The sequence below is a fragment of the Catenuloplanes nepalensis genome (assembly GCF_030811575.1).
Lineage (GTDB): Bacteria > Actinomycetota > Actinomycetes > Mycobacteriales > Micromonosporaceae > Catenuloplanes > Catenuloplanes nepalensis.
Genome location: NZ_JAUSRA010000001.1, coordinates 1 through 9,814 on the forward strand (window position 1 = coordinate 1; position 9,814 = coordinate 9,814).

3 protein-coding genes and 3 rRNA genes are annotated in these 9,814 nt (G+C 63.0%); all 6 read left to right on the top strand.

Annotated features, from left to right (window positions below; all coding sequences use genetic code 11):
- The first annotated feature begins 200 nt into the window (after positions 1-200).
- The 6 genes from J2S43_RS00005 to J2S43_RS00030 all read left to right on the top strand — a co-directional run bounded on the left by J2S43_RS00005 (position 201) and on the right by J2S43_RS00030 (position 9,763).
- Positions 201-1,718: ribosomal RNA gene (locus tag J2S43_RS00005) — 16S ribosomal RNA — on the top strand.
- 360 nt (positions 1,719-2,078) lie between these two features.
- Positions 2,079-5,154: ribosomal RNA gene (locus tag J2S43_RS00010) — 23S ribosomal RNA — on the top strand.
- Positions 5,155-5,236: 82 nt separating this feature from the next.
- Positions 5,237-5,353, top strand: a 5S ribosomal RNA gene (gene rrf, locus J2S43_RS00015).
- Together the 16S, 23S and 5S rRNA genes form the textbook arrangement of a ribosomal RNA operon.
- A gap of 91 nt (positions 5,354-5,444) precedes the next feature.
- Entirely contained in the window at positions 5,445-8,069 is a 2,625-nt protein-coding gene (locus J2S43_RS00020) for a valine--tRNA ligase (protein WP_306826361.1), read from the top strand.
- A 15-nt stretch (positions 8,070-8,084) separates the two neighbouring features.
- The gene (locus tag J2S43_RS00025; protein WP_306826362.1) at positions 8,085-9,410 is read left to right on the top strand and encodes a bifunctional folylpolyglutamate synthase/dihydrofolate synthase; all 1,326 of its coding nucleotides are present in this window, start codon (positions 8,085-8,087) and stop codon (positions 9,408-9,410) included.
- Positions 9,407-9,763 (top strand): DUF4233 domain-containing protein, encoded by a 357-nt coding sequence (locus J2S43_RS00030; protein WP_306826364.1) that lies wholly within the window; start codon positions 9,407-9,409, stop codon positions 9,761-9,763. Before J2S43_RS00025 ends, J2S43_RS00030 begins: the two co-directional genes overlap by 4 nt.
- The last annotated feature ends 51 nt before the right edge of the window (positions 9,764-9,814 follow it).

Sequence of the window (9,814 nt, forward strand, 5' to 3'; positions counted from 1 at the left end):
CGAATGCCCCACACCGGGGTGCGGCTGAGGCCGGTCACGGTGAGGTGTGTGGTTGTTCTTTGAGAACTCAACAGGGTGCTTTAAAAGCCAGTGCCAATTGATTTATACCCCGGCCGGCTGCATGATCTTTGCGGATCTGTGTCGTCGGTTGGAATTCCTTTGGCAGTTTGATTACTGCCGGGACGGATTTTCTCTAGATTTCGTTGGAGAGTTTGATCCTGGCTCAGGACGAACGCTGGCGGCGTGCTTAACACATGCAAGTCGAGCGGAAAGGCCCTTCGGGGTACTCGAGCGGCGAACGGGTGAGTAACACGTGAGTAACCTGCCCCAGACTTTGGGATAACCCTCGGAAACGGGGGCTAATACCGGATACTCCTTCTGTTCCGCATGGGACGGTCGGGAAAGTTTTTCGGTCTGGGATGGACTCGCGGCCTATCAGCTTGTTGGTGGGGTAATGGCCTACCAAGGCGAGGACGGGTAGCCGGCCTGAGAGGGCGACCGGCCACACTGGGACTGAGACACGGCCCAGACTCCTACGGGAGGCAGCAGTGGGGAATATTGCACAATGGGCGGAAGCCTGATGCAGCGACGCCGCGTGAGGGATGACGGCCTTCGGGTTGTAAACCTCTTTCAGCAGGGACGAAGCGCAAGTGACGGTACCTGCAGAAGAAGCACCGGCCAACTACGTGCCAGCAGCCGCGGTAAGACGTAGGGTGCGAGCGTTGTCCGGATTTATTGGGCGTAAAGAGCTCGTAGGCGGCTTGTCGCGTCGAATGTGAAATCCCGTGGCTCAACTGCGGGTCTGCATTCGATACGGGCAGGCTAGAGTTCGGTAGGGGAGACTGGAATTCCTGGTGTAGCGGTGAAATGCGCAGATATCAGGAGGAACACCGGTGGCGAAGGCGGGTCTCTGGGCCGATACTGACGCTGAGGAGCGAAAGCGTGGGGAGCGAACAGGATTAGATACCCTGGTAGTCCACGCTGTAAACGTTGGGCGCTAGGTGTGGGGGACCTCTCCGGTTCTCTGTGCCGCAGCTAACGCATTAAGCGCCCCGCCTGGGGAGTACGGCCGCAAGGCTAAAACTCAAAGGAATTGACGGGGGCCCGCACAAGCGGCGGAGCATGCGGATTAATTCGATGCAACGCGAAGAACCTTACCTGGGTTTGACATAGCCGGAAATCTCGCAGAGATGCGGGGTCCTTCGGGGCCGGTTACAGGTGGTGCATGGCTGTCGTCAGCTCGTGTCGTGAGATGTTGGGTTAAGTCCCGCAACGAGCGCAACCCTCATCCTATGTTGCCAGCGCGTCATGGCGGGGACTCATGGGAGACTGCCGGGGTCAACTCGGAGGAAGGTGGGGATGACGTCAAGTCATCATGCCCCTTATGTCCAGGGCTTCACGCATGCTACAATGGCCGGTACAATGGGCTGCGATACCGTGAGGTGGAGCGAATCCCAAAAAGCCGGTCTCAGTTCGGATCGGGGTCTGCAACTCGACCCCGTGAAGTCGGAGTCGCTAGTAATCGCAGATCAGCAACGCTGCGGTGAATACGTTCCCGGGCCTTGTACACACCGCCCGTCACGTCACGAAAGTCGGCAACACCCGAAGCCGGTGGCCCAACCCCTTGTGGGAGGGAGCCGTCGAAGGTGGGGCTGGCGATTGGGACGAAGTCGTAACAAGGTAGCCGTACCGGAAGGTGCGGCTGGATCACCTCCTTTCTAAGGAGCCTCTTCACCTGAAAAGGTGCGAGAAGCCCGCCACTCTCGAATGCAGAGTGGGGGTGCTCATAGGCGGAGACACTGGCCTAGAAGATCGCCGGCAACGGCTGCAACTCCTAGTACACCTCAGCAATGAGGCAGGAACGGTTGGCTTGTAGTGCGGCTGGCGAGATTTGATAAGCACCCTGTTGAGTCCTGAAGGAACAACCGTGAGGTTGGGTCTTCGAGGAACGAAACGCCAAGCATGACCTTGCATCAAATATCGTGGCCCTGTGGGCTGGCTGATTTGGTGTGTGGTGGTTGTGGGTTGGTTGTTTGTTGAGAATTGCACAGTGGACGCGAGCATCTTTGTTTTTTGTAGGTCAAGTTGTTAAGGGCGAACGGTGGATGCCTTGGCATCAGGAGCCGATGAAGGACGTGGGAGGCGACGATACGCCTGGGGGAGCTGTCAACCAAGCTGTGATCCCAGGATTTCCGAATGGGGGAACCCGGCACCAGTCATGTGGTGTCACCTGCATCTGAATTCATAGGGTGTATGGAGGGAACGCGGGGAAGTGAAACATCTCAGTACCCGCAGGAAGAGAAAACAACATGTGATTCCGCGAGTAGTGGCGAGCGAAAGCGGATCTAGCCTAAACCAGTTATGCGTGATACCTGTCAGGGGTTGCATAACCGGGGTCGTGGGACCTTTCGTGGTGTGCTGACACACGCTGGAGGAGTTACAAAATCTTGTGCTAACGGAACAGTCTGGAATGTCTGGCCGTAGACGGTGAAAGTCCGGTACGTGAAAGCGCATGATCTCCTTGAAGGGCACCCGAGTAGCAGCGGACTCCTGAAATCTGCTGTGAATCTGCCAGGACCACCTGGTAAGGCTGAATACTTCCTGGTGACCGATAGCGGACGAGTACCGTGAGGGAATGGTGAAAAGTACCCCGGGAGGGGAGTGAAATAGTACCTGAAACCGTTCGCCTACAATCCGTCGGAGCCTTTTGGGGTGACGGCGTGCCTTTTGAAGAATGAGCCTGCGAGTTAGTGGCATGTGGCGAGGTTAACCCGGGTGGGGTAGCCGTAGCGAAAGCGAGTCTGAATAGGGCGTCGTAGTCGCATGTTCTAGACCCGAAGCGGAGTGATCTAGCCATGGGCAGGCTGAAGCGGGGGTAAGACCTCGTGGAGGGCCGAACCCACCAACGTTGAAAAGTTGGGGGATGACCTGTGGTTAGGGGTGAAAGGCCAATCAAACTCCGTGATAGCTGGTTCTCCCCGAAATGCATTTAGGTGCAGCGTCACGTGTTTCTTGCCGGAGGTAGAGCACTGGATGGCCTAGGGGCCCTACAAGGTTACTGAAGTCAGCCAAACTCCGAATGCCGGTAAGTGAGAGCGTGGCAGTGAGACTGCGGGGGATAAGCTTCGTAGTCGAGAGGGAAACAGCCCAGATCGCCAGCTAAGGCCCCTAAGCGTGTGCTAAGTGGAAAAGGATGTGGGATCGCATTGACAACCAGGAGGTTGGCTTAGAAGCAGCCACCCTTTAAAGAGTGCGTAATAGCTCACTGGTCAAGTGGTTCCGCGCCGACAATGTAGCGGGGCTCAAGTACACCGCCGAAGCTGTGGCATTCACATTTAGGTGTGGATGGGTAGGGGAGCGTCGTTCAGCGGGTGAAGCTGCAGGGTGACCTAGTGGTGGACGCTGGACGAGTGAGAATGCAGGCATGAGTAGCGAATGAAGGGTGAGAATCCCTTCCGCCGGATGACCAAGGGTTCCAGGGCCAGGCTAATCCGCCCTGGGTGAGTCGGGACCTAAGGCGAGGCCGAGAGGCGTAGTCGATGGACAACGGGTTGATATTCCCGTACCCGCGAAAGAGCGTCCCTGCCGAACCTCGCTGTGCTAACCACGCGAAGCGCTGGCGGACTTCGGTCCAAGAGTGTGGAGTCTGGGATCCTGGTGGGTAGTAGGCAAGCGATGGGGTGACGCAGGAAGGTAGCTGAGCCCGGTGAGTGGTAGTGCCGGGGTAAGCGTGTAGGCCGTGTCATAGGTAAATCCGTGACACATATAGGCTGAGACGTGATGCCGAGCCGATTCAGGTGAAGTCAGTGATCCTATGCTGCCGAGAAAAGCCTCTAGCGAGTTCTGAGCGGCCCGTACCCTAAACCGACACAGGTGGTCAGGTAGAGAATACCGAGGCGACGGGTGAACTGTGGTTAAGGAACTCGGCAAATTGCCCCCGTAACTTAGGGAGAAGGGGGGCCGGACGCGTGAAGCCACTTGCTGGTGGAGCGTGGTATGGCCGCAGAGAGCAGGGGGAAGCGACTGTTTACTAAAAACACAGGTCCATGCGAAGTCGTAAGACGATGTATATGGACTGACGCCTGCCCGGTGCTGGAACGTTAAGGGGACCGGTTAGCCAGCAATGGCGAGGCTGAGAACTTAAGCGCCAGTAAACGGCGGTGGTAACTATAACCATCCTAAGGTAGCGAAATTCCTTGTCGGGTAAGTTCCGACCTGCACGAATGGCGTAACGACTTCCCCACTGTCTCAACCACAGGCCCGGCGAAATTGCAGTACGAGTAAAGATGCTCGTTACGCGCGGCAGGACGGAAAGACCCCGGGACCTTTACTATAGCTTGACATTGGTATTTGGGTTGGCTTGTGTAGGATAGGTGGGAGCCGGTGAAGCTCGGACGCCAGTTCGGGTGGAGGCAATCTTGAAATACCACTCTGGTTGATCTGGGTATCTAACTTCGGGCCCTTATCGGGTTCAGGGACAGTGTCTGGTGGGTAGTTTAACTGGGGCGGTTGCCTCCTAAAGGGTAACGGAGGCGCCCAAAGGTTCCCTCAGCCTGGTTGGCAATCAGGTGTTGAGTGTAAGTGCACAAGGGAGCTTGACTGTGAGACTGACGGGTCGAGCAGGGACGAAAGTCGGGACTAGTGATCCGGCACTTGCGTGTGGAAGCGGTGTCGCTCAACGGATAAAAGGTACCCCGGGGATAACAGGCTGATCTTCCCCAAGAGTCCATATCGACGGGATGGTTTGGCACCTCGATGTCGGCTCGTCGCATCCTGGGGCTGTAGCAGGTCCCAAGGGTTGGGCTGTTCGCCCATTAAAGCGGTACGCGAGCTGGGTTTAGAACGTCGTGAGACAGTTCGGTCCCTATCCGCCGCGCGCGTAGGATACTTGAGAAGGGCTGTCCCTAGTACGAGAGGACCGGGACGGACGAACCTCTGGTGTGCCAGTTGTCCTGCCATGGGCATGGCTGGTTGGCTACGTTCGGAAGGGATAACCGCTGAAAGCATCTAAGCGGGAAGCTCGCTTCAAGATGAGGTATCCCACCCCAGTGATGGGGGTAAGGCTCCCAGTAGATGACTGGGTTGATAGGCCGGAGATGTAAGCACGGTAACGTGTTGAGTTGACCGGTACTAATAGGCCGAGGACTTGACTACACGAACTTTGATGAGATTGCTCGCGTCCACTGTGTGATATCTGAACAAACAACCGTGAAGAACCCGGTTAAGTTCATAGTGTTACGGCGGTTATAGCGGCAGGGAAACGCCCGGTCACATTCCGAACCCGGAAGCTAAGCCTGCCAGCGCCGATGGTACTGCACTCGGGAGGGTGTGGGAGAGTAGGACGCCGCCGGACTTCTTTTGATCAGGGCCACCCCGTGAGGGGTGGCCCTGACGTGTTTCAACCCCGAGAAGGGCTCCCAGCCGCAGGTTCGTAGAATCGACGGGTGACCGATACGACGGATGCCCGCACGAGCCCGACCACCGAACTCCCCAGCCAGTACGCGCCGGCTGAGGTAGAGCAGCGGCGGTACGAGTCGTGGGTGTCCAACGGGTACTTCACGGCGGACGCGCGTAGTGACAAGCCGCCGTTCGCCATCGTCATCCCGCCGCCGAACGTGACCGGTTCGCTGCACGTCGGCCACGCGTTGGACCACACCATCCAGGACGCGATCATCCGCCGGAAGCGGATGCAGGGCTTCGAGACGCTGTGGCTGCCCGGCATGGACCACGCCGGCATCGCCACCCAGAACGTGGTGGAGCGCCAGCTCGCCGCGAGCGGCCAGTCCCGCCACGACCTGGGCCGCGAGGCCTTCGTCGAGCGCGTCTGGCAGTGGAAGGCGGAGTCCGGCGGCGCGATCCTCGGCCAGATGCGCCGGCTCGGTGACTCCGTCGACTGGAGCCGCGAGCGGTTCACCATGGACGAGGGCCTGTCCCGTGCGGTCCAGACCATCTTCAAGAAGCTCTACGACGACGGCTTGATCTACCGCGCGAACCGGATCATCAACTGGTGCCCGCGCTGCCTCACCGCGCTCTCCGACATCGAGGTCGAGCACAGCGACGACGACGGCGAGCTGGTCTCGATCCGCTACGGCGAGGGCGAGAACGCGATCGTGGTCGCCACCACGCGCGCCGAGACGATGCTGGGCGACACCGCGGTCGCGGTCCACCCGGACGACGAGCGTTACAAGCACCTGGTGGGTACGGAGGTGGAGCTTCCGCTCACCGGCCGGCGCATCCCGATCGTGGCGGACGAGCACGTCGACCCGAGCTTCGGCACCGGTGCGGTGAAGGTGACGCCGGCCCACGACCCGAACGACTTCGAGATCGGCCAGCGGCACTCGCTGCCCAGCCTGACCATCATGGACGAGCGCGGCGTGATCTCCGCACACGGGCCGTTCCAGGGACTGGACCGGTTCGAGGCCCGCCCCGCGATCGTGGCCGCGCTGCGCGCCGAGGGCCGGATCGTCGCGGAGAAGCGCCCGTACGTACACGCGGTCGGTCATTGTTCTCGGTGTAAGACGACCGTGGAGCCGCGCCTGTCGCTGCAGTGGTTCGTGAACACCACGCCGTTGGCGCAGGCCGCCGGGGACGCGGTGCGCGACGGCCGGGTCCGGATCGAGCCGCCGGAGCTGGCCAAGCGCTACTTCGCCTGGGTCGACAACATGCACGACTGGTGCATCTCGCGTCAGCTGTGGTGGGGCCACCGCATCCCGGTGTGGTACGGCCCGGCCGGCGAGATCGTCTGTGTCGGCCCGGACGAGGAGCCGCCGTCCGGCGAGGGCTGGACCCAGGACGAGGACGTGCTCGACACCTGGTTCTCCTCCGGCCTGTGGCCGTTCTCCACGCTCGGCTGGCCGGAGCGCACGCCCGAGCTGGAGAAGTTCTACCCGACGTCCGTGCTGGTCACCGGCTACGACATCCTGTTCTTCTGGGTCGCCCGGATGATGATGTTCGGGCTCTATGCCATGGATGGCAAGCAGCCGTTCGACGTCGTGGCGCTGCACGGCATGGTCCGCGACCAGTACGGCAAGAAGATGTCGAAGTCGTTCGGCAACGTGGTCGACCCGCTGGACTGGATCGACCGGTTCGGCGCGGACGCGACCCGTTTCGCGCTTGCCCGCGGCGCCAACCCGGGCTCGGACGTCGCGGTCTCCGAGGAGTGGACCCAGGGCTCCCGGAACTTCAACAACAAGCTGTGGAACGCGACCCGGTTCGCGCTGCTCAACGGCGCGACCATCGAGGGCGGCCTGCCCACCGATCTGTCCACCGTGGACCGCTGGATCCTGTCCCGGCTGCACCACGTGATCGGCGAGGTCGACGCGCAGTTCGAGGCGTTCGAGTTCGCGAAGGTGTGTGACACGCTCTACCACTTCGCCTGGGACGACGTCTGCGACTGGTACGTCGAGCTGGCCAAGCCGGTCCTCCAGGCCGGCGGCCCGGCCGCGGACGCGACCCGCCGGGTGCTCGGCGAGGTGCTGGACAAGCTGCTCAAGCTGCTGCACCCGATCGTGCCGTTCGTGACCGAGGAGCTGTGGCTGGCGCTGACCGGCGGTGAGACGATCGTGCGGGCCCCGTGGCCGGTCGCGGTCCCGGCGCGCATCGACGACGCGGCCGAGGGCGAGCTGGCCACGCTGCAGAAGGTGGTCACCGAGATCCGCCGGTTCCGCTCCGACCAGGGCGTGAAGCCGACCCAGCGGGTCACGGCGCGGCTGGCCGGCCTGGACACGGCCGGGATCGCGGCGCACGAGTCGCTGATCCGCTCGCTGGCCCGGCTGAACGCGGCCGACGGCGACTTCGCGGCCTCGGCGACGCTGGCCGTCTCCGACCAGGTGACCGTGGAGCTGGACACGCGCGGCACGATCGACGTGAAGGCGGAGCGGGCGCGGCTGGAGAAGGACCGGGCCGCCGCGGCCAAGGAGCAGGCGCAGTGCCAGGCGAAGCTCGGCAACGAGGCCTTCGTCGGCAAGGCACCGGAGGCGGTAGTGGCGAAGATCAAGGACCGTCTCGCCGCGGCCGAGGCAGACTTGGCCCGGATCGCGGCGGCGCTCGACGCGCTGCCCGCGGCATAACGACAAAAGGGCGGCATGAGCAGTTATCAAGAGGCGGTGGCCGCGCTCGATGGGCGCGGCTTCACCCGCATGGAGTTCGACCTCGGCAAGATCGAGGATCTGCTCGACGTGCTCGGGAGCCCGCAGCGGGCGTACCCGTCGATCCACCTGACCGGGACGAACGGCAAGACGTCGACGGCCCGGATGATCGACTCGCTGCTGCGGGCGTACGGGCTGCACACCGGCCGGTACACCAGCCCGCACCTGGAGTCGGTGCGCGAGCGGATCAGCCTGGACGGCGAGCCGGTCTCCGAGGAGCGGTTCGCGGCGATCTACACCGAGGTCGAGCCGCTGGCCGAGCTGATCGACGCCCGGGCCGCGGAGCCGCTGACCTACTTCGACATGACCACGGCGCTGGCGTTCGCGACTTTCGCGGACGCGCCGGTCGACGTGGCCGTGGTCGAGGTCGGGCTCGGCGGAGAGGAGGACGCCACCAACGTCATCCAGGCCGGCGTCGTCGTGATCACCCCGATCGGACTGGATCACCAGGAGTTCCTCGGCGACACGATCGAGGACATCGCGCTGGCCAAGTCCGGCATCATCCACCCCGGTTCCACGGTCATCACCGCGGTGCAGGACGAAGAGGCGGCCCGCCCGCTGCTGCAGCGTTGTGCGGACGTCGGCGCGACACTCGCCCGCGAGGGCGCGGAGTTCCGCGTGATCGAGCGGGCCGTCGCGCTCGGCGGCCAGGTGGTGAACCTCCAGGGCCTCGGCGCCCGGTACGACGAGGTCTTCATCCCGCTGCACGGCGAGCACCAGGCGCAGAACGCGGCGCTGGCGCTCGCGGCCGTCGAGGCGTTCCTCGGCGCCGGCAACGCCAAGGAGCTGAACGAGGAGATCGTCCGCGAGGGCTTCGCGAACGTCGACTCGCCCGGCCGCCTGGAGCGGGTCCGGCACGCGCCGACGATCCTGGTCGACGGCGCGCACAACCCGCACGGCATGAAAGCGACGGTCAAGGCCGTCGAGGACGAGTTCATGTTCCGGAACCTCGTCGGCGTGGTCGCCATGCTCGCGGACAAGGACGTCGAGGGCGTGCTGGAGCTGCTGGAACCGGTCATCTCCGAGCTGATCATCACGCGGAACTCGTCGCCCCGGTGCATGCCGCCGGAGCAGCTGGCCGTCATCGCGGACGAGATCTTCGGCGAGGACCGGGTGCACGTGCTGCCGGAGATGCCGGACGCGATCGAGCGCGCGGTCGAGCTGGCCGAGTCCGACACCGAGGGCGGCATGAGCGGCGTCGGCGTGCTGATCACCGGCTCGATGGTGACGGTCGCGGACGCCCGGGCACTGCTGAAGCGATGAGCGATCCCGACCGCAAGCCCTCCGGGCTGCGCAACCCGGAGGGCGCGGTGCGCGGCCTCGGCGCCGGCACCCTGATCATGGAAGCCGTCATCCTGCTGCTGGCGATCCAGCCGATCCGGCTGCTCGGCGGCGACCTCGGCCCGATCGCGATCGGCCTGGTCATCACGCTGACCGTGGCCGCGATCGCGCTGGCCGGCCTGATGCGCCGGCCGTGGGCGTGGCACGGCGGCAGCGCGCTGCAGATCGCGTTGCTGGCCGGCGGGTTCCTGCACTGGTCGCTGACCGCACTTGGCGTCATCTTCGGCCTGGTCTGGCTCTACGCACTGCACGTCCGCAAGACCATCCTGTCGTAGCCGGACCCGGGCTCCGGCGTCGCCTGATTCCGGTCCGGCGCCGGGCTCGCG